The organism is Candidatus Pelagibacter communis, assembly GCF_001179925.1.
Taxonomy (GTDB): Bacteria; Pseudomonadota; Alphaproteobacteria; order Pelagibacterales; family Pelagibacteraceae; genus Pelagibacter; species Pelagibacter ubique_E.
Genome location: NZ_CVSF01000027.1, coordinates 1 through 16,710, shown reverse-complemented (window position 1 = coordinate 16,710; position 16,710 = coordinate 1). Strand labels below are relative to the sequence as shown.

Here is a 16,710-nt window from a genome sequence, read left to right as displayed (position 1 = left end):
AAAATGACAAAAACAATAATTGATTTAAAAACAGGTATTACTTCTGTTGAAGAATATACTGCTGAAGAATTAGCACAAAAAGAAACTGATAAAGTTAATGGTGAAGCATTTGATACAGAACAAGCAAATGCTAAACAAGCACAAGAAGATTTAAAAGCTAGTGCTAAAGCTAAACTTATAGCAGGAGAAGCATTAACTGAAGAAGAAGCTAACACAATAGTATTGTAATGAGTAAAGCTAGAGACTTATCTGACATTGTTTCCAACTTATCGGCTAACCAAGAGAAAGCCGTTGTTGTAAATAGTGCAGGAACAGAACTTACTTTTGGAGACGCAGGTTCTTCAGACTTATATGGTTTTGTAAAAACGAATGGTACAGGTTCACAAAAAGAAGACCTTATCGTTCATTATACAAATGGTGCAGACGACTTGTCTGTAGCAAACAACGATACAGAACAATCAGATAAATTTGACGAAAGTTTTGTGGCAAAAAGAGGACTAACTTTCACAGTAGCTAGTAATGGCGACTTGACTGTCACAGTCTAAATCAATCAATAAAATAAATTAATAAGGAGAAAAAAATAATGGCAACATTAAATTTAGGTAGAATAAAGCCAGTATTCAGAGGAGCTTACAATAACTCCACTGCTTATGTCGTTGATGACATAGTGACATCAAGTGGTGAGACTTTTATTTGTATTCTTGCGTCTACTGGAAATGCGACTTCCAATGCTACCTATTGGACTAAACTCGCAGAAAAAGGATTAGACGGAACTGATGTGGGTACAACACTTACTACGCAGGGAGACATCTTATATAGAGACGGAAGTGGACTTCAGCGATTGGGTGCAGGTACGAGTGGTCAAGTATTACAAACTGGTGGCTCTGGTGCTAATCCAAGTTGGACTACATTGTCTAGTGATTTTGTTCATATTAACGATTACACTGTTTCAGGTAATCCAACTACTTGGTCAATAACTGGTTTTACAAACGCTTCAGTTTATAAACAATACAAATTAATATTAAGAAATTGGCAATCAAGTCAAAATGGAAACTGGATTTATTTTAGGTTAAGAAATTCAAGTGGTGACATAACTGCAAGTAATTATGTTTATTCATATTCAATAATTTATGTAAATAATTCTAATTCTGTCAATAATGCTTCTGGTGGCGAATGGAATACAAATGAAGTTAGGGCTGTACAAATTTCAAGTTCTTCAAATTATCGTTCTCATTTTGAAATGGATTTATGGAATTTAGACGGTGCAGGTTCAGAATATCCTCAATATAGATGGCTAGGTGGGGGTTTTGATGGTGGTTCTCAATGGTGTACTACGCAAGGTGCAGGTGAAATTCACAATCAAAACACAGTAGATATTGTTGGAATATCACTTTATGACGGTGGTAATACAGCAGTCACTAATGGAACAGTTAGTGTTTATGGGTACAAATATTAAGGAGTAATAAATATGAAAATTCAAATTAATGATGAAACAAGAGATATGACAGCAGAAGAATTAGCACAAAGAGAAACTGATACTGCTAATCGTCAAGCTAAATTAGACGCTGAACAAGCAGATAAAGAGGCTAAAGATACTTTAAAAGCTAGTGCTAAAGCTAAACTTGTAGCAGGTGAAGCACTTACACAAGAAGAAGCTGACACTATAGTCTTATAACAATGCCTAGAAGAAAGATTACTTCAAAGGAGTTTGTTGAACAAGCAACTGGGGTAAGACTTTCAGCACATGAAAAACTATGTGCAGAGAGAATGAAACATATTCAAGAAAGCATTAAAGAATTAAGTAAAGAAGTTAAAAGTTTAAGAAACGATGTTTCTAAAGGTAAAGGTATGGTTCAAGTATTAATATTTTTAGGAACAGTGATTGCAGGTGTAATGGGCTATTTCAAATGGAATGGCTAAAAAGAAATCAAACCTCTTAAATAAAGAGGAACACGAAACTAGAAGTAAATTTAAAAAGACTTCCATATCTACTAACAGAAGCAAGATTAAATGGTCTTCTATGAATAAACATAAAAGAAGACAGCATAAAAAATGAAATACTTATTAATCTTGTATATGTGTAGTATGGCTACAGGCCAATGTCCTTCTAGCACTGTTGCAGGCTATCAATTCACTACTCATTATGATTGTGTTGATGCTGGTTATGCAATTGCTCAAAAAACTTACAGAAATTTAAAAGAATTAGAAGACTGGGATAAACAACACATAAATAAAAACAAACTTGTAGTTAAGTTTGAATGTAAAGAAATAGGTGCATCAACATGAAGATAAGCGACAATACTGCAATTAGTATGCCAATGAGAAATCTTATTAGCATAGTGATAGCTGTTGCTATTGGAGTGTGGGCATACTTTGGAGTAATAGAAACACTTAATAAACATTCTACTACTTTAGAACTTATGTCTAAAGATTTAGAAGCTAACTCTGAATTTAGAATAAAATATCCTAGAGGCGAGTTAGGTCAATCAAGTGGGGAAGCAGAATTATTTATGCTCGTGGAACACATGAGTGGTCTTATAGAGCAGATGGAAGAAGAACTAAAAGGTATGAGAAACAATAAAGTCAATATTGATTTTTTAAAAGAACAAGTTTCAAAACTACAAACAGATGTAGAAAAATTAATTAGAAATGGGAGTGGACACTAATGGTTGAAATGGTATTTGCATTACTTTTAATAGTAGACCATGAGATTAAAGAACACTTACACATGGACACTCTTTCAAAATGTTTGAAGGCAAAGCGTTTCGCCATGAAAGAAAAAAATTCTACAGATAGAGTAGTTTACAAATGTATTAAATCTAAAGCTAATGTAGAAATTTATATGGGAGAGAAGAAGATTACTTCTTTAATATTAGAATGAAAACATTAAAAGAACTACACGAAGTATTAGCAACAGAATTACTTAAAAGAGTAAAAGACCCAGAAGCAAAAGCTTCAGACTTAAATGTTGCAAGACAATTTTTAAAAGACAATGGTATAGAGGCAATTCCTACAGATAACTCTCCACTCAAAGCATTAGTGGATGAACTTCCATTTAATACAGAAGAGGAATTAGTTCTACATGGAAAAGATACCAACTAAATTAAAAGACTTTAGAAACTTTTTATATTTAGTCTGGAAACATTTAGCATTACCAAGACCTACACAGGTTCAATATGATATTGCTAATTTTATTCAGTCTAAAGACAAACGAATTATAATTAATGCTTTTAGAGGTGTAGGTAAAAGTTGGATAACATCTGCTTATGTATGTCACCAATTATTATTAAATCCTCAATTAAATATATTAGTAGTCTCTGCATCAAAAAATAGAGCAGATGACTTCTCCACATTTACATTAAGACTTATAAACGAAATTGATGTTTTAGCTCACTTAAGGCCGAGTGACGACCAAAGGCAATCAAAAGTGAGCTTCGATGTAAAACCTGCTCGTGCTAGTCATGCACCGAGTGTGAAGTCTCTGGGAATTACAGGGCAATTAACAGGTAGTCGAAGCGACCTTGTAATTGCAGATGATGTGGAAAGTGCCAATAACTCTGCAACAATGGGCATGAGAGATAAACTTTCAGAACAAGTTAAAGAGTTTGAAAGTATTATCAAACCTCAAGGTCGCATAATATTTTTAGGTACGCCACAAACAGAAATGTCTTTATATAACCAATTACCTAATAGAGGTTATAAGTTAAGGGTCTGGACAGCCAGGTATCCTACAGAAAAACAAGTACGAAATTTTGGAGATACATTAGCTCCAATTATAAGAAATACTTGGAGTATTGATGAACAAGGAAAACCTACAGACCCAGATAGATTTGATGAAGAAGACTTAAATAAAAGACAATTAAGTTATGGAGCTTCTGGCTTCAATCTTCAATTCATGCTGGATACATCTATTAGTGATGCTAATAAATATCCATTAAAACTATCTGATTTAGTGGTTATGTCTTTAAACCCAAAGACAGCTCCAGAAAAAGTTATATGGGCTAGTAGTCCAGAACTTAAACACGAGGAGCTTCCTTGTGTAGGTTTACATTCGGATGCTTTCTATAGGCCAATGCAAATACAAGGTGACTGGATGGAATACCAAGGTTCAGTTTTAGCTATAGACCCTAGTGGGAGAGGTGATAACGAGACAAGTTATTGCTGTGCAAAGATGTTGAATGGTAATGTCTATATCACCGATGCTGGTGGTTTAGTCGGTGGTTATACCGATAAGACACTTCAATCAATTGCTACCATAGCGAAACAACAAGAGGTAAATCTTATCCTGGTTGAGGAAAACTATGGAGGTGGTATGTTTACTAAACTCCTTCTTCCTTTTGTCACAAAAACTTATCCAGTCACTATTGAAGAAATAAGACATCAAGAAGCTAAAGAAAAAAGAATAATAGATACTTTAGAACCATTGATGCAACAGCATAGATTAATCATTGATAGTAATGTAGTGCACAAAGACTACAATTCAGCAAATGAAATGTATGCTTTAGAAAAAGCCTTAAGGTATCAAATGTTTTATCAAATGAGCCGAATAAGTAATTTAAAAGGTTCATTAGCTATAGATGATAGATTAGATGTATTAGGTATGGCTTGTAGGTATTGGGTAGACCAACTAGCCAGAGACCAACACACTGCTCAAATACAGAGGCGTGAGGAGCTTCTAAACGATGAATTAGACAGGTTCCTAGACACACAACAGTTTTATAAAAGACCTAGTGACAGATGGATGTGAACACATGGACACTATTAGATATGGGGGTTAAACCATAGCTATACCCATAGGTATACTAGAGAGAATGTTAGCTTTCCTAAACTATTATCATTATGAATATTAATAATATTATATATCTAGCTAAACTTATGGATGAAGATACCCAAGAGGTATTACATAAGCCTATGGAACAAGGTTATTTTAAACTACATAAACCTAAATTGACTTTGGTTGTAGACAATACCAAAAGAAAACCTATTAAAAGAATTGGTTATGACGCTTATCTTGATAAGAACCTAAAGGATTTCTTTGAGTTCTTGTTTGAAAAAGCAGACATCTAAATAATTTGATACAAATTTCTGTGGGGGTCACGCAATATGCCCAGGAAAATTTACCCCCTTTTGCCTGCAAAAATTACAAAAAGTATGCCAGGGGGTGCACTGGTGCACAAAAAATATAATGTATATGGCCTAGAAGTATTAATTTTATTAGCTTTGTAGGTAGACTTAATATCCTTTTACACAATAAAAGGCCTTTTTATTTGCAAAACAACAGCAATTTTTTATTGGCGTTGTTTGTGCTCTTATCTGTTTTAAAGAATTTAAAAATATGAATTGTAGACTTTGTAAAAATATAAAAGCTTCTATTACTTTTAATAATTATAATTATTGTTTATCTTGTTTTATGTCAGCAGACAGAAGGACACTATTTGAAGAGGAGCCGAAAACAAAGCTAGTAAAAACCAGCAGACCTGCTAGAGTTCAACATTATGAAAGAACCAAAAAGCCAAGGGAAAACAATGGCACAATTAAAAGCTTATAAAAAGAGTGCCAAAGGTACAAACAAAGCCTATTGGCAAGGCCGAATTGATGGCCTAGCAGGTAGAGCAGAATATAAGAAGTATTTAAAAAGCCTTAAAAAATAGTAAAAACGCCAGCGTAGCTAGTTTAGAACTATTCTAAAAGATAGTTTATTTAATATATTGACTTCGCCAGCGTAGGTAGTTTATAACTACTACACCAGCGTAGCAAAAAAGCTGGTAGAAAGTGAAGGCAACAATGACAACAACAACAAAAACAGACGCACAGATATATGTGGCTTGTTTAGCTTCATATAATTCTGGTGTATTGCATGGCGAGTGGATAACGCCAAAAGCAGACAAGGAAGAACTACAGGAACAAATTAACAAAGTTCTTAAAAGTTCTAAAATACCAAACGCTGAAGAGTGGGCTATTCATGATTATGACAGCTTCCCAAATCTTGGCGAATATCCAGGACTAGACAACATCATCAAAGTTCAAGAAGCAATTGACGAGCATGGCCAGTATGTGGTGAGTGCGTTTCTTGAAAATTGGAGCATTGAAGATTTAGACCATATAGACGATGCTTATTATGGAGAATATGACAGCTTCAGCGAGTTCGCACAGCAATTGGCAGAAGATACCATTGAAGGCTTGAATGGTAATTCTACGCTTGCCAGCTACTTTGATTATGAAAAATGGGAGAGGGATTTGTCTTATGATTACCACGAAGGCGAAGGCGAAAATGGCTCTTCTCTAATCTTTAACGCTAACTGGTAGGAGGAATTGATGAGAACTTTATTATTAGAAATAAAAGGAGCCAGACCAGTTCCAGTTGCTTTTAAGTCTAAATTAGATTTAAAAAGAACATTAAAAAATGCAATTAGCAAAAAGGACTACAACGAGGACAAAAGAAGATTTAATATTTTTGTCAATTGTGTCTGGAATGTTGGGAGAGGTTTTTGGGCTAGCGAAGAAGTCTCAAGTGGTATGCTTCCAAATGTAGTCTTTAAGCCTACGCACAAAGTGGAGCCTTTACAGCTTCCACTTTTTCCAATTAAGGACAAAGTATAAAAATTAAGATTACAAAAGGCCTGGAGGTTTATCTCTTCCAGGCCTTTTTTTGTGCCTGGTAGACTAGGTAGACTTTTATTTTTTTAATCTGCTCTTACATTCTAATTTATAAATTGATATATCTCTTAAATGCCTACTGAAAAAGATAAGATAAAAGAAATTATACAAAGACAATCTGAACAGGTTGAACTTGTAAAGCAAAGGGCAGACGAAATAGCACAAACTAAAAGAACTCTTGAAGAGAATTTTGGTACTCTTACAAGGGCACTTGAAAAAATAACAGCTATTAAATCCAATGACCCAACAGCAATTGCACTACAAAAGGTTAGGCAAAGTACAGACAGCTTCCAAAGAATTATGGAAAAACACCAAAGGGATTTGGCAACTATTAATCCTCTTACAGGTGCAGTAAGAAAACAAAGATTTAAGACACCAGCTATAACAAACCAGGTGGTGCAGTCAGTTAAACCTAAAATTAAAACAGATGAAGTTGCTAAAAAATTAGTTGATTTACTACAGAATAAAAAACAAGAACCAAAAAAGAGAACAGAGATTTTAGCAGATGGTCGTAAGAAAATTCATTTATATTATGGCTATGGCAAAGATGATAACAGCAACTATCAAGACTGGTGCTGGGATGAAGGTATAGATTTCTTTGGAATAGTTAAACATTATAAAAAAACTAAAAGAAGATATACGCCAAAAAACTGGGATGATTTAACTATGATTTTAAGGTCTCTTAATTTTACACCAAAAGAAGTATTAGAATATTCTATAAGTAAAATACAAACTAAAGAGAGATTTTTAGAACATAGATTATATAGAAATATAGAAGCTAGAAATGCTAGTGGATTAGAAGACTTTATTGCTATCTATAAAAAACATTTAAAAACTAAATTACCATTTAAAAGTTTTTTCTACTCTAAAGCTTTAGCCACATGGTGTGCTAGTGAAGATATATTTTTTAAGTCAGAAGAGAATTGCAGAGTGAATAAAGATTTACTTGTCAAGGCTTGGAATAAAAAATATCCAAACGATAAAATTACAGACAAGAAGAAAAAATAATCACCACCACGAAGCAGTGGAACAAAACACATCACCACCACATTGTCGTGGAAGTTGTACCATAGAATAATAATAAATAAATGTTATCTACATTTTGTTGGCTCTTGCTGGGTCTTTCCTAAACTTTCTGTTTAGGCTTATCTTTCTACCACGAGAGCCAACAATATTAACAAGTGAACAAAGTGAGGAATAAATGGCAGACCCAAATAAATATAAAAGCGTATCTTTAGGTGTTAAAACCTATTGCAAGCTGAAAGACCTATCAGCATCAAACCCACATCTTAAGTTAAGTATTGCAAGTACGATAACTTATTTAGTGAATAAAGAACACAAGGAGCAATATAACCAACTGTGTCCTTATGGTGATTATGATGCTGGTGCAATATCAAGGTCTTCAAGCGAGGTAAAATCAAATGACAATTGATAAAACAGTAGTCCTAGTATCAGACAAAGGACTAAACAAAAGACAGCTATTCGTAGAGAGTAAACCTGTTGTTGCAGGTAAAATACGAAGCTACATCAATTCGTTTAAAGAGATTAGAAAAACAGTTAAGGAAACATATCCTTCAGCTAAATTCTATTTCAGAGAAGTAGACGAATTGCAAAAGCCAATACTGGAATAGTAGCAAGTTGTAATGTCTGATTATTATAAAATTAATACTATGGGATTACCGAGTGCACATAGTCTACCAATTACTATTCATGAGTGTAATTATTTAGTGGAAAACTTAAAAAAGAATTTGACAAGTCAAAACCAAATCAGATATTTAAGTAATTGTTCTATTCAGAACAGACACTTCACAACATTAGATTTTATAAATTTTTTCTTAAGTTCTATAGATGTTCTATTGGAGATTAAGATGAAAATGGTAAGGAATAAAATATGAAGTATAAAAATTTTAATATTTATTTAGAAGATGTTTCAGTTTTTGTTCCTACTCCTGCACTCTTTAAGCAGACTTACAAGTCTCTTTTTGAGTTTAATAAATACAAGTCAGACTTTGAGAAGACTTGGATGTTTAGATGCTACAGGTGGCGTTTAGTTATTTCTGTAGACAGGTTGGTGGAGCTCCAGAAGGTGGGCTTATACGACCAGGAGTTGGATACAACAATAAAAGCTACTGGAACAGAAGCTAATATTACAAAACTGAAGTAATTACGCCAGTAAATATTACTTTACTAGCGTAGGTAATTGATGGTATAGATATAGATAATGCAAGTGACTTTTGAAAAAAACAGGGAGGTAGGCTCTTTTGGTGGTAGAGCCTTTATAATAACAACACCTACAAATGCTTGCCTAACAATAAACAACAAGACGAAAGAAAGAGAGGAAACGATGTCATCATTTGGTGAGATTGCTTCAAAGTTTAATAAGTTAGGGGAGAATAAGAAAGTTGGAAATGGTCTATACTTACAAACTTTGATGTTATTCCATGCGATGTGTCATTTAAAAGGTGACGAACTATCGGTGGAGAACGCAAACAAAAAGCATGGCCAACTCTATGGTGAGTTTTTAAACTCTGCATCATTGAGTAGGAACAATGCTGTATTAGTTAAACTTGGTTTAATTAAACTTCATGAAAGTGAAACAGATAGAAGAATGAAATCTATTATGTTCACAATTGCTGGAGCTAAATTCAAATCAATGTTTAACGATATTCCTAAATATGCAAAGGAGGTGATATAAATGGGAATAAGTAAACAAGCTAATGGTTCATTCAGAGTGTTTGTTTCTGTAAAAGGAAGAGGTAGAAAAACAGCTACTTGTAAAACACATGATGAAGCTTTAGCAAAAGAACAATCACTTCGGAGAGCTTTAATTGATGGTAGAAATATACCAGCAGGTAGAGCAAGAACTGAAGTGACATTAGAGCAAGCTTGTGAAGCTTGTTGGAATGACCCAGAAGTTGGTTGGGCTAACACCGACCATGGCAGAAAACAGAAATATTATTTTTCTAAAATGTATGAGTTCTGGGGTAAGGATAAGTTGTTAAGAGAAATAAATAAAGAGGAGTGGTATAAGTTTACAGCTCAATTCTCTGATACAGCTACAAATAACAGAAGGGCTTGTTGCATAAACAAAGTGTTTAGACACGCACTTGACCAAGGTACTTTAGCTCCACAATTTTTGTTAAAGATACCTAGAAAAAAAGAAAAGCTAACTAGGCTTTCTGTTTATAGTTATGATGAGGAACAAGCTATATACGACCAATGTAAAATCTTTGGTTTCAACGACCTGGAGGACTTTGTTAAAGTTCTTATTGATACTGGTTGTCGAGCTGAAGAACTAATTAAATTTGCTCCAAAGGATATGATGAAGAGCAAGCTTGGTTGGACTGGTTATGTGTATAGAAGTAAAACCGATACTCATACTACAATTGGTATTTCTGAAAGAACAAAAGAAATACTACAACGAAGGTCAAATATGAAAACCTACTTTGAGACCAGCTACAGGAAAATGACTTACAAGTGGCAGATGGTAAGGCAAGCTCTTGGTCAAGCTGATAACAAAGATTGGGTCTTTCATACTTGTAGACATACTTGTGCATCAAGACTAGCTGAAGCTGGTTGCACATATATGGAGGTATGTGACTGGATGGGATGGAGTTATAATTCACCAGTTGCTAAAAGATATATTCACTTCTTTCCAAAAGTTAAAGTTGATATGGCGAAGAAGTTGGATAAACTTGCTACAGAAAACAGAGAAAACTTTAAGGTTATCTCTGGTAGTAAGTAAAAAGAATGTGCACTAATGGTGCAATAACTGTGCATTAGGGCTAGGCTTGTAGGAGGCGTAAGTGAAAAAGTTAAGTAAACCAAGAATAAAAAATTTGTCGGTAGACTTAAAATCCTTGCCGCTTGCGGAGTGCCAGTTCGAGTCTGGCCGAGGGCACCATTAGAATGAATAGAATTAATATTATTTCAGATAAAAATAGAAAATCTCAAAAAATTAAATCTGCAATAGTAAAAATTATCAATAGAACGAAAATTAAAAAGATTAAAATTACGATTGTAGTAGGTGGAGACGGTTTTATGCTGCAAACATTAAAAAAAAATAGAGATAATAAAAGATTATTCTATGGCATAAATTCTGGAAATTATGGTTTTTTAATGAATAAGTTTTCACCAAAATATTTTATCAAAAATTTATCTAAAGCAAAAATGATTTCTATCTCACCATTAGAAATGATGGTCAAATCTAAAAAAAAATCAAATAAAAAGTTTTTAGCAATTAACGAAGTTTCAATCTTAAGACAAAGTAGACAAGCCGCATCTTTATCAATAAATTACGGATCAAAACAATTAATTAAAAGCCTAGTATCTGATGGTGTTTTAGTATCAACACCAGCAGGAAGTACAGCATATAACTTATCGGTTCATGGTCCTATATTAGGCCTCAATTCAAATAAATTATCTATAGCTCCTATAAGCCCATTTAGACCTAGAAGATGGAAAGGGAAAATCGTAAGTGACAAATCTAAAATAACAATTAAAAATTTAAATCCTTTAAAAAGACCAATAAGTGCTGTTGCTGATAATATCGAGGTAAGAAATGCACGTAGTATTATTATTAAAACAAACCATAAAATTAAATTTAATCTTTTATATGATAAAAATAGAAGTCTTCAGAAAAAAATAAAGATTGAACAATTAAGAAAAGAGATTAATTAATCAAATAAAGATATGAGATAAATGTCTAATATAGCTAAAATTTTTTTTTAAAAATGACATTATAACGGTATTTGGAATTCTCATAAAATTTAAATTTTTGATTAAAAATCTTTATTTTTAAATCATTTTTTTTTGCCAAAGTCCTAAAAAAAGATTTTTTATAAAACAAGTGTGTGTGGACACCATATTTTTTTTTGTATTTTTCAATACCAATTTTATTGATTAACCATTTTTCACATATTCGTTCTTTTTCTTTGTCTGGAACATCTAAAATACAAATATAACCATTATCTTTTAATCCAGTTAACATTTTTTTTATTAATGATTTAGCATAGTGATAATCATTAAAATAATGAAAAACACTATGAGAAAATATTAAATCAAACTTTTTATCAAAAGAGTCTATTTTAGAAATTTCGCCACATTGAAACTTTATTGTAGGAAAATATTTCTTTCCCTTCATAATTAAACTTTTACTAAAATCAATTCCATTTAAATTATATCTTTTGTTATAAAAAAAACTTAAAAAAGCACCAGCACCACAACCATATTCTAGTATTTCAGAATTTTTTTTGATTTTTATTTCAGAAAAAATAGTTTTTATGTATCTAAACCAAATTTGTTTATTAAAACGACCTCTAAATCCATCTGCTTCAATAATTGTTTCAATCTTAGAATTTCTTAAATTATGACCTTTTTTTTCCCATATTTTAAACCAGTTTTTACTTCTTATTGATTTTTTTTTAGAATTATTATTTTGCATATTTATATTTAACTAATGTTTTAGCTACTTCTAATTTCCATGGATGATAAAGATCCCATCCTTCAATTTCATCCATTGTTAAAATATAAAGTTTATTAACAACTTTTGAATTAAAAGTATAGATTATTAAATAATTGATAAATTAATCAAAGTTATTTATTTAAGGGAATTATTCCAATAGAAGGTGAATCTTCTAAAAATAAATATAAATTTTTATTATTAAATTTTAGATCTCTAATTCTCTCAAAAACTTTTATTTGTTTAAATTCTGGAATTTTATTTTCATTATCAAGTTTAAAAAAATAAAGTGTTTTTGTCTTTAAAGAACTAACTATATATTCTTTTTCTCCAATTTTAACTATTTCGGAAATCGCTATAGATGGCACAAAAGATTTAAGAGGTTCAATAAATCCATATTTACTGTGAGATTTATATAAAGGATATTTATTATATTTATCTCCGTTTGGATCTTTATAATGTTCACCCGCTGAAGAAATTGGCCAACCATAGTTTGGTAAATCCTCATTATTTAAATTAATTAAATTTATTTCATCTCCACCTTTAGGACCATGTTCGGTTTCTAATAAAAAATTGTTTTCTTTATCTAGAAGTAAACCTTGAGGGTTTCTATGTCCCATTGAGATAATTCTATGACTATTATCATTTAAATTAATCTTAATTATTTTGCCATTAACACTCTGCTTATCTTGAGCGAGAAATCTACTTCTATAATCACCTAATGATAATAAAACGTTATTATCGTCATAACCAATTACTCTACCCCCAGATTGATGGGCATTAAATTCATTATCAATATTATCTTTAGAATGAATACAATTATCACTAGTAAATAATTTTTTAAACTCGATACTATCATAATTTAACTCACCATAAACTAAACTGGTGTTCCAACAATCTTCTTTTAATTCTTCTGTAAAAGATACAAAAATATTATCATTATGAATTAATAGATCTTTAAAAGAAAACCAATTTTTTTTAGCAAACTGCTCAAAACCAATAAAATCATTTAAATTATTTTCGATTTGATTGAAAATTATTGTATCCTGAATATCTTTAGAGAAACCAAGAATTCCTCGAGCAGATAAAACAAATAAATTATTATTATGAAAATCTATGTAGCCACTGCCAGGTATAGTATGGTTTATCCCGGAATGAAAAAAATTCGATAATCCATATTTATTAAGGATTTTATCGTCAGATAGAATTATCTTTATTTTTTCTTCTGTTTCAAAATTTTCTAAACTTTTCTTAAATTTTAGTTCTCTCTTAACGGAAAACAAAACATTATTAATTGGAGAGCGTGATTGATATTGTAAAATTTCATTTTCTAGCTGATTTTGGTATTTATAAGGGAAAAGATATTTTTTGATTAAGAACTTATTTTCACTTGATAAATATTTTTTTAAATTAGAAAAACTATTTTTATTGATGCTGTAATTTACAGTTAAATATCCTATTAAAACAATTAGTGAAATTAAAAATATTTTTTTTTTCATTTAGAGAAAAAACTACTTTGCATATTTGTATTTTACTAATGTTTTTGCTACTTCTAATTGCCACGGGTGATCAAGATCCCATCCTTCAATTTCATTCATTTGAAAAATATAAGGTTTATTTCCAACGAACCTTCCATCCTTAATCATATCTTTTTTAAATCTAATAAAAATTCCTCCATTTTGAGAAAAAATTGCTGGCAGTTTACTTGCTACAACATGTTTCTTAGAAAAAGGTTTATGATTTATTGGTTTTTTTTTATGATTCCAAAAGTGATTTTTAATTACGGTAGCAGAAAACAAGCTATCAAACTTTTTAGATGATTTTTTAAATAACCTAATAGCCTTTTCATATATCTCATAATTTATAAATGGATTTGTAGGATGTGCCCATAAAATTATATCAGCATCTACAAATTTAAGCATATTCTTTACCATTTCATTAGCAGTAGTTTTTTTTTCATCACAATATTTGTTTTCTCTTTTGACAAAATTGATTTTGTATTTTTTTGTTAATTTTTTCAAACCCAAATCATTAGTGCCTAAATAAATTTCATCTAAAGATTCGACTTTCTTAAGTTGGTATATCTTTCTTTCAACTAAATTTTGATTTTTAATTTTTTTCCTAGATTTATTTTGAATTCTTACACTATTTTTTCTGCTAACTATTATGGCTGCAATTTTCATTTTAAATTATTTACAAAGTAATATAGCTTAATTAGTAGTCTTTTTATATTTATGCAATATATAACTTTGTCAAATAATAAAGATAATTTAATGAATAGTATTTCTTAAAAAGACTCTAAGTCTTTTACCAGAATTCCCATCTGAATTACCAAGATAATATTCTAGTATTTTTCTTTCTTTGCTTATCAATTTTCTATTTCTGTATTTTGAATTCAAATATATATTTAACTTTTTAAAAAAATGTGATTTTGAATTAGCGAAGTAATCTTTATTATCTATTTTATACAATAGTTCTTTTTTAGTAATGTTTTCACGGTTAAAGTTAGGAATAATCAAATTTCTATTACTCGCTATAGACTCAAATACTATTGTTGAATTAAAAGCAATTACAACTTTTGCATCTTTTAAGAATTTTTCACCAGTTCCTCCATTTATGAATATACAATTGTTCGATAAAAATTTTGCTTTAAGAAGATCATTGTGAACACCAGTTTTGCCTTTTAATATTAATTTTATATCTGGATTTTTTTTGGCGTATTCTAAAAGGAATTTTAAAGTCTTGTTATACAAATTATCCCAATTTAAATTAGATTTTTTAGAAACTATTCTTTTTCCTCTTTTCTTTTCAATTAAAAAGAAAACAATAATATTATTTTTTGGTTTAATACTTCTTAATTTAAAAGAATAATCAGATCTTGGACAACCATTAACAACGATCTGTTTTTCTTTACCAATTTTACTTTTAATCAAAATTCTTTTTTGACTTTCTGAATACACGGAAATTTTACTTGCAGAAGTTTTATCATTGTATTTTTCATATATTTTCGATGCGCTTTTTTCCTCTATAGGAGTAAAAGTTGATTCTTTATGCAAGATAATAAATTTTTTATTTAAATTTAAACAAACTTCATCAAAATATTTTTCTGCATAATAAAATATGTTAAAACTTATAAAGCCATCAATTTTTATAAAGTTATTTAAAGAATCAAATATTTTAGTTAAAAATTCTGTATATATCTTTTTTTTATAAAGCAATTCAGGTTTTGATATTTTTGTAAAATAATCGTATTTATTTTTATCCTTAAAAAAAAATGAATAAATTTTTTTTAAAAAAACTCTTGGCATTGAAAAAAAAATAAAATTATCATTATTTTGATTTTTAAATGCTTCAATTAAATCTTCATTTCCACCACTTTTAGGAAAAATTAAAATCTTTTTGATTTTCTTATTTCTAGTGTTTGAATTAATTTCTTTAAATTTATGAATGTTAAACCATAGAATAAGTGCACAAATATTATAAAATCTAAATTTTAATGCCAGAAATAATAAAAAGTAACTTACAGAATGTTTAATTTGATAAATTTTTTTCCACATATCTCATATTAAAAATATAAATTATTAAATAATAGATAAATCTTATATTACAACTTATATTAATAATTTGGATTAAAAAGTCAGCGGGATGGTGCCCCCGCACGGATTCGAACCGCGGACCTATTGATTACAAATCAATTGCTCTACCAACTGAGCTACAAGGGCATGATTGATAATTATTAACTATTTAAGAATTAATCAACACTTTTTTTATATAATTCAAGTGATGAAAAACAATTGTTGCACTATTTGATACATTTAAACTTTCAATTTTTTTATTAATATCAATCTTAACTAAGAAATCAGCATATTTAGAAGTGTGTTTGTGCATACCTGATCCTTCAGATCCAAATAAAAGAACATTTTTTCCCTTCCAGTCTATTTCTGTAAAATCTTTTTTTCCATTACCATCAAAACCATATACCCAAAAATTTTTATTTTTTAGATTTTTAAGTGTTGAATTGATATTTGATACTTCAAATATATTTATATATTCCATGGCACCACTAGCAGCTTTATACATTAATTTACTTTCATTTGGAAAATGTCTTTCTTTTATAATAATTCCATCTATGTTAAATGAGACTGCGCTTCTTATGAGAGATCCAATATTTCTTGGGTCTGAAACACCATCTAAACAAGCGATTGTTAAATCTTTTTTTTCTTTTATGAATTCTTTTAGAATTGGCTTTTCTAAATGTTCGATTTCAGCCACATAACCTTGATGAAGCAAATTTTCTTTAGTTGAGTATTTATCTAATTCTTTTTTATTTTTAAAATAAACCTTAACATTATTTAAAAGATTTTGGTTTGGACTTTTTCTATGAATATTTTTTTTACTTTCTTCAGTTAAAAATAGCCTTGAAACTTTTCTTTTTGGGTTTTTTAAAGCTTCAATGACAGCATGTTGACCAACAATGAAAAACGTCGATTTATTCATAAAATTTGATTATTTTTACATGTTTTTTCTATATTTTCTTAATAAATCTCATATTGCAATTACATAAATAAAATATATAAAACGCGTGTTGTTTG

The 16,710-nt window shown here is 30.2% G+C and carries 27 protein-coding genes and 1 tRNA gene; 22 read left to right on the top strand and 6 right to left on the bottom strand.

Going from position 1 to position 16,710, the window contains the following annotated elements; translation table 11 throughout:
- Positions 1 to 3: 3 nt before the first annotated feature.
- The 22 genes from AMN70_RS01910 to AMN70_RS01810 all read left to right on the top strand — a co-directional run bounded on the left by AMN70_RS01910 (position 4) and on the right by AMN70_RS01810 (position 11,337).
- On the top strand, positions 4 to 228 hold the full coding sequence (locus tag AMN70_RS01910; protein WP_075501327.1) for a hypothetical protein: 225 nt from the start codon (positions 4 to 6) through the stop codon (positions 226 to 228).
- Positions 228 to 545 carry a hypothetical protein gene (locus AMN70_RS01905; protein ID WP_075501326.1) on the top strand — a complete coding sequence of 106 codons (318 nt, stop codon included), beginning with the start codon at positions 228 to 230 and terminating at the stop codon, positions 543 to 545. The genes AMN70_RS01910 and AMN70_RS01905 overlap by 1 nt, the downstream gene beginning before the upstream one ends.
- A gap of 38 nt (positions 546 to 583) precedes the next feature.
- Positions 584 to 1,456, top strand: coding sequence for a hypothetical protein (locus AMN70_RS01900; RefSeq protein ID WP_075501325.1), 873 nt, complete (start codon positions 584 to 586; stop codon positions 1,454 to 1,456).
- A gap of 12 nt (positions 1,457 to 1,468) precedes the next feature.
- Positions 1,469 to 1,675, top strand: coding sequence for a hypothetical protein (locus AMN70_RS01895; RefSeq protein ID WP_075501324.1), 207 nt, complete (start codon positions 1,469 to 1,471; stop codon positions 1,673 to 1,675).
- Positions 1,676 to 1,677: 2 nt separating this feature from the next.
- On the top strand, positions 1,678 to 1,920 hold the full coding sequence (locus tag AMN70_RS01890; protein WP_075501323.1) for a hypothetical protein: 243 nt from the start codon (positions 1,678 to 1,680) through the stop codon (positions 1,918 to 1,920).
- The gene (locus tag AMN70_RS05635) at positions 1,913 to 2,056 is read left to right on the top strand and encodes a hypothetical protein (RefSeq protein ID WP_179850366.1); all 144 of its coding nucleotides are present in this window, start codon (positions 1,913 to 1,915) and stop codon (positions 2,054 to 2,056) included. Before AMN70_RS01890 ends, AMN70_RS05635 begins: the two co-directional genes overlap by 8 nt.
- Positions 2,053 to 2,286 carry a hypothetical protein gene (locus AMN70_RS01885; protein WP_075501322.1) on the top strand — a complete coding sequence of 78 codons (234 nt, stop codon included), beginning with the start codon at positions 2,053 to 2,055 and terminating at the stop codon, positions 2,284 to 2,286. The genes AMN70_RS05635 and AMN70_RS01885 overlap by 4 nt, the downstream gene beginning before the upstream one ends.
- A complete protein-coding gene (locus AMN70_RS01880; RefSeq protein ID WP_075501321.1) occupies positions 2,283 to 2,666 on the top strand; it encodes a hypothetical protein in 384 nt (127 codons plus the stop codon). Before AMN70_RS01885 ends, AMN70_RS01880 begins: the two co-directional genes overlap by 4 nt.
- Positions 2,666 to 2,881 carry a hypothetical protein gene (locus tag AMN70_RS01875; RefSeq protein ID WP_075501320.1) on the top strand — a complete coding sequence of 72 codons (216 nt, stop codon included), beginning with the start codon at positions 2,666 to 2,668 and terminating at the stop codon, positions 2,879 to 2,881. The genes AMN70_RS01880 and AMN70_RS01875 overlap by 1 nt, the downstream gene beginning before the upstream one ends.
- A complete protein-coding gene (locus AMN70_RS01870) occupies positions 2,878 to 3,102 on the top strand; it encodes a hypothetical protein (RefSeq protein ID WP_075501319.1) in 225 nt (74 codons plus the stop codon). The genes AMN70_RS01875 and AMN70_RS01870 overlap by 4 nt, the downstream gene beginning before the upstream one ends.
- Positions 3,083 to 4,747: a phage terminase large subunit gene (terL, locus tag AMN70_RS01865; protein ID WP_075501318.1), complete on the top strand. Its 1,665-nt coding sequence runs from the start codon at positions 3,083 to 3,085 to the stop codon at positions 4,745 to 4,747. Before AMN70_RS01870 ends, terL begins: the two co-directional genes overlap by 20 nt.
- A gap of 92 nt (positions 4,748 to 4,839) precedes the next feature.
- Positions 4,840 to 5,067 carry a hypothetical protein gene (locus tag AMN70_RS01860; protein ID WP_075501317.1) on the top strand — a complete coding sequence of 76 codons (228 nt, stop codon included), beginning with the start codon at positions 4,840 to 4,842 and terminating at the stop codon, positions 5,065 to 5,067.
- Between the two features lie 428 nt (positions 5,068 to 5,495).
- Positions 5,496 to 5,651: a hypothetical protein gene (locus AMN70_RS05630; RefSeq protein WP_179850365.1), complete on the top strand. Its 156-nt coding sequence runs from the start codon at positions 5,496 to 5,498 to the stop codon at positions 5,649 to 5,651.
- Positions 5,652 to 5,784: 133 nt separating this feature from the next.
- Entirely contained in the window at positions 5,785 to 6,306 is a 522-nt protein-coding gene (locus AMN70_RS01855) for an antirestriction protein ArdA (RefSeq protein ID WP_075501316.1), read from the top strand.
- A 9-nt stretch (positions 6,307 to 6,315) separates the two neighbouring features.
- Positions 6,316 to 6,600, top strand: coding sequence for a hypothetical protein (locus AMN70_RS01850; RefSeq protein WP_075501315.1), 285 nt, complete (start codon positions 6,316 to 6,318; stop codon positions 6,598 to 6,600).
- A gap of 129 nt (positions 6,601 to 6,729) precedes the next feature.
- Positions 6,730 to 7,665: a hypothetical protein gene (locus tag AMN70_RS01845; protein ID WP_075501314.1), complete on the top strand. Its 936-nt coding sequence runs from the start codon at positions 6,730 to 6,732 to the stop codon at positions 7,663 to 7,665.
- 193 nt (positions 7,666 to 7,858) lie between these two features.
- A complete protein-coding gene (locus tag AMN70_RS01840) occupies positions 7,859 to 8,089 on the top strand; it encodes a hypothetical protein (RefSeq protein ID WP_075501313.1) in 231 nt (76 codons plus the stop codon).
- Positions 8,079 to 8,288 (top strand): hypothetical protein, encoded by a 210-nt coding sequence (locus AMN70_RS01835; protein WP_075501312.1) that lies wholly within the window; start codon positions 8,079 to 8,081, stop codon positions 8,286 to 8,288. Before AMN70_RS01840 ends, AMN70_RS01835 begins: the two co-directional genes overlap by 11 nt.
- Before the next feature lie 260 nt (positions 8,289 to 8,548).
- Positions 8,549 to 8,821: a hypothetical protein gene (locus tag AMN70_RS01825; protein ID WP_075501310.1), complete on the top strand. Its 273-nt coding sequence runs from the start codon at positions 8,549 to 8,551 to the stop codon at positions 8,819 to 8,821.
- 57 nt (positions 8,822 to 8,878) lie between these two features.
- The gene (locus AMN70_RS01820) at positions 8,879 to 9,352 is read left to right on the top strand and encodes a hypothetical protein (protein WP_075501309.1); all 474 of its coding nucleotides are present in this window, start codon (positions 8,879 to 8,881) and stop codon (positions 9,350 to 9,352) included.
- Positions 9,353 to 10,402 (top strand): tyrosine-type recombinase/integrase, encoded by a 1,050-nt coding sequence (locus tag AMN70_RS01815; protein ID WP_075501308.1) that lies wholly within the window; start codon positions 9,353 to 9,355, stop codon positions 10,400 to 10,402.
- 164 nt (positions 10,403 to 10,566) lie between these two features.
- Entirely contained in the window at positions 10,567 to 11,337 is a 771-nt protein-coding gene (locus AMN70_RS01810; RefSeq protein ID WP_075501307.1) for an NAD kinase, read from the top strand.
- Positions 11,338 to 11,371: 34 nt separating this feature from the next.
- On the opposite strand, the gene AMN70_RS01805 is transcribed toward AMN70_RS01810, so the two are convergent.
- The 6 genes from AMN70_RS01805 to rlmB all read right to left on the bottom strand — a co-directional run bounded on the left by AMN70_RS01805 (position 11,372) and on the right by rlmB (position 16,615).
- Positions 11,372 to 12,100 carry a class I SAM-dependent methyltransferase gene (locus AMN70_RS01805; protein WP_075501306.1) on the bottom strand — a complete coding sequence of 243 codons (729 nt, stop codon included), beginning with the start codon at positions 12,098 to 12,100 and terminating at the stop codon, positions 11,372 to 11,374.
- Positions 12,101 to 12,252: 152 nt separating this feature from the next.
- Positions 12,253 to 13,617, bottom strand: a complete 1,365-nt coding sequence (locus AMN70_RS01800; RefSeq protein ID WP_075501305.1) for a PQQ-dependent sugar dehydrogenase — start codon at positions 13,615 to 13,617, stop codon at positions 12,253 to 12,255.
- A gap of 12 nt (positions 13,618 to 13,629) precedes the next feature.
- Positions 13,630 to 14,301 (bottom strand): acylneuraminate cytidylyltransferase family protein, encoded by a 672-nt coding sequence (locus tag AMN70_RS01795; protein WP_075501304.1) that lies wholly within the window; start codon positions 14,299 to 14,301, stop codon positions 13,630 to 13,632.
- 87 nt (positions 14,302 to 14,388) lie between these two features.
- Entirely contained in the window at positions 14,389 to 15,675 is a 1,287-nt protein-coding gene (locus AMN70_RS01790) for a hypothetical protein (protein ID WP_075501303.1), read from the bottom strand.
- A gap of 89 nt (positions 15,676 to 15,764) precedes the next feature.
- Positions 15,765 to 15,840: transfer RNA gene (locus AMN70_RS01785), tRNA-Thr, on the bottom strand.
- Between the two features lie 22 nt (positions 15,841 to 15,862).
- The gene (rlmB, locus tag AMN70_RS01780; protein WP_075501302.1) at positions 15,863 to 16,615 is read right to left on the bottom strand and encodes a 23S rRNA (guanosine(2251)-2'-O)-methyltransferase RlmB; all 753 of its coding nucleotides are present in this window, start codon (positions 16,613 to 16,615) and stop codon (positions 15,863 to 15,865) included.
- Positions 16,616 to 16,710: the final 95 nt, after the last annotated feature.

Coding starts and splice junctions, on each gene's coding strand:
- AMN70_RS01910 (WP_075501327.1), top strand. CDS start 4: ATGACAAAAACAATAATTGATTTAAAAACAGGTATTACTTCTGTTGAA.
- AMN70_RS01905 (WP_075501326.1), top strand. CDS start 228: ATGAGTAAAGCTAGAGACTTATCTGACATTGTTTCCAACTTATCGGCT.
- AMN70_RS01900 (WP_075501325.1), top strand. CDS start 584: ATGGCAACATTAAATTTAGGTAGAATAAAGCCAGTATTCAGAGGAGCT.
- AMN70_RS01895 (WP_075501324.1), top strand. CDS start 1,469: ATGAAAATTCAAATTAATGATGAAACAAGAGATATGACAGCAGAAGAA.
- AMN70_RS01890 (WP_075501323.1), top strand. CDS start 1,678: ATGCCTAGAAGAAAGATTACTTCAAAGGAGTTTGTTGAACAAGCAACT.
- AMN70_RS05635 (WP_179850366.1), top strand. CDS start 1,913: ATGGCTAAAAAGAAATCAAACCTCTTAAATAAAGAGGAACACGAAACT.
- AMN70_RS01885 (WP_075501322.1), top strand. CDS start 2,053: ATGAAATACTTATTAATCTTGTATATGTGTAGTATGGCTACAGGCCAA.
- AMN70_RS01880 (WP_075501321.1), top strand. CDS start 2,283: ATGAAGATAAGCGACAATACTGCAATTAGTATGCCAATGAGAAATCTT.
- AMN70_RS01875 (WP_075501320.1), top strand. CDS start 2,666: ATGGTTGAAATGGTATTTGCATTACTTTTAATAGTAGACCATGAGATT.
- AMN70_RS01870 (WP_075501319.1), top strand. CDS start 2,878: ATGAAAACATTAAAAGAACTACACGAAGTATTAGCAACAGAATTACTT.
- terL (WP_075501318.1), top strand. CDS start 3,083: ATGGAAAAGATACCAACTAAATTAAAAGACTTTAGAAACTTTTTATAT.
- AMN70_RS01860 (WP_075501317.1), top strand. CDS start 4,840: ATGAATATTAATAATATTATATATCTAGCTAAACTTATGGATGAAGAT.
- AMN70_RS05630 (WP_179850365.1), top strand. CDS start 5,496: ATGAAAGAACCAAAAAGCCAAGGGAAAACAATGGCACAATTAAAAGCT.
- AMN70_RS01855 (WP_075501316.1), top strand. CDS start 5,785: ATGACAACAACAACAAAAACAGACGCACAGATATATGTGGCTTGTTTA.
- AMN70_RS01850 (WP_075501315.1), top strand. CDS start 6,316: ATGAGAACTTTATTATTAGAAATAAAAGGAGCCAGACCAGTTCCAGTT.
- AMN70_RS01845 (WP_075501314.1), top strand. CDS start 6,730: ATGCCTACTGAAAAAGATAAGATAAAAGAAATTATACAAAGACAATCT.
- AMN70_RS01840 (WP_075501313.1), top strand. CDS start 7,859: ATGGCAGACCCAAATAAATATAAAAGCGTATCTTTAGGTGTTAAAACC.
- AMN70_RS01835 (WP_075501312.1), top strand. CDS start 8,079: ATGACAATTGATAAAACAGTAGTCCTAGTATCAGACAAAGGACTAAAC.
- AMN70_RS01825 (WP_075501310.1), top strand. CDS start 8,549: ATGAAGTATAAAAATTTTAATATTTATTTAGAAGATGTTTCAGTTTTT.
- AMN70_RS01820 (WP_075501309.1), top strand. CDS start 8,879: ATGCAAGTGACTTTTGAAAAAAACAGGGAGGTAGGCTCTTTTGGTGGT.
- AMN70_RS01815 (WP_075501308.1), top strand. CDS start 9,353: ATGGGAATAAGTAAACAAGCTAATGGTTCATTCAGAGTGTTTGTTTCT.
- AMN70_RS01810 (WP_075501307.1), top strand. CDS start 10,567: ATGAATAGAATTAATATTATTTCAGATAAAAATAGAAAATCTCAAAAA.
- AMN70_RS01805 (WP_075501306.1), bottom strand. CDS start 12,100: ATGCAAAATAATAATTCTAAAAAAAAATCAATAAGAAGTAAAAACTGG.
- AMN70_RS01800 (WP_075501305.1), bottom strand. CDS start 13,617: ATGAAAAAAAAAATATTTTTAATTTCACTAATTGTTTTAATAGGATAT.
- AMN70_RS01795 (WP_075501304.1), bottom strand. CDS start 14,301: ATGAAAATTGCAGCCATAATAGTTAGCAGAAAAAATAGTGTAAGAATT.
- AMN70_RS01790 (WP_075501303.1), bottom strand. CDS start 15,675: ATGTGGAAAAAAATTTATCAAATTAAACATTCTGTAAGTTACTTTTTA.
- rlmB (WP_075501302.1), bottom strand. CDS start 16,615: ATGAATAAATCGACGTTTTTCATTGTTGGTCAACATGCTGTCATTGAA.